The sequence below is a fragment of the Blautia faecis genome (assembly GCF_027662325.1).
Classification (GTDB): Bacteria; Bacillota; Clostridia; order Lachnospirales; family Lachnospiraceae; genus Blautia_A; species Blautia_A faecis.
Genome location: NZ_JAQDKY010000108.1, coordinates 1 through 1,193, shown reverse-complemented (window position 1 = coordinate 1,193; position 1,193 = coordinate 1). Strand labels below are relative to the sequence as shown.

The window sequence follows — 1,193 nt, the reverse complement described above, 5'->3', positions numbered from 1 at the left end:
CAAATTTTATTTCATGGAAACTTATAAAGGAGAGCTTCTTCCAGAAGCAGGGAAGATGGTTTCCGCTCATGAATACGAAAAATTTAAAGAGACATTTGACAGGCATGAGTGTGTACCCAGGTCCGGGCTTTACCTTGCAGATGGATATGACATTGTACATTCTTACACGGACGGACTGGAAATTAAAGAAGAAAAAGAAGAACGCCAGCGTGGAATCTTGATCCTTTATGCACTCCCGGATACCTGTAAGCTGGGTCTTACAGAAGCCCAGACTTATGCCGTTGTATGGAAGACTTTCCAGGAAATCCAGCAGGCAGCACCGCATGCCGTCGTATTCTATGGACAGGAGACCGGTATAAAAAAAGAAAGTCCCGATAAACCCTTTGATGAGCTTGGCGTTCTCCTTCCTATCCATGAGTTTGAGAAGAAAATGCTTCAGCGCATGGAGGAAATTGATGGAATCGTTCTTGCCTGCAGGGAACGGATGATGGAACAGGCTGGAAATGACAGCCTGAAATTATAATGAGACTTTTTTGAAGGAAGTGGCTTTATGCAGTTGGAGAGGGTCAGAAAAAATCACATGGACGTGGAGTGGCATGAATACACCGATGAAAATGGCAAAAATACTCCCGTTATAAATGCGAGCATCACGGAAAAGGCTTCCATTATAGGACGTGTAGGGATTATGTTTTTATCCTGTGGAACTGGAGCATGGAGAGTCCGAAGCTCTATGAATGCCCTGGCGGAAGCGATGGGGATTACCTGCACCACAGATATCGGGCTGATGTCCATTGAGTACACCTGTTTTGATGGGGAAAACGGATTTACCCAGTCGTTATGTCTTACCAATACAGGGGTGAATACGTCAAAGCTGAACCGGCTGGAGCATTTTATCCGCGATTTTGAAACAGAGGGGAAAAATATGTCCGGGGAAGAGCTTCATAGCTATCTGGATGAGATTGAAAGAATTCATGGCCTTTATTCCCCGGTAGCCCTGGGGCTGGCTGCCGCCATTGCATGCTGTCATGCTGTGGATTTACCTTTCTTCTGGGCGGAGGACTGGTAGAAATGTTCTGTGCTTTTGTTGGCGCAGGACTTGGAAATTTCTTTCGCTGTAAATTAACAAAGCATCATTTTACCCTGTTTCTTGGAATTGTTTCCTCGGTTTCTCTGGCATGCTTTGTATATGCAGG

General features: G+C 45.2%; 1 protein-coding gene and 1 pseudogene. Both read left to right on the top strand.

Annotated elements, in window-relative coordinates; genetic code table 11:
* On the top strand, positions 1-523 hold a 523-nt coding region (locus tag PGQ38_RS19340; protein WP_270433201.1), incomplete at its 5' end, for a DUF4866 family protein.
* Between the two features lie 27 nt (positions 524-550).
* Positions 551-1,193, top strand: a pseudogene (locus PGQ38_RS19335) (threonine/serine exporter family protein); the annotation flags it as partial.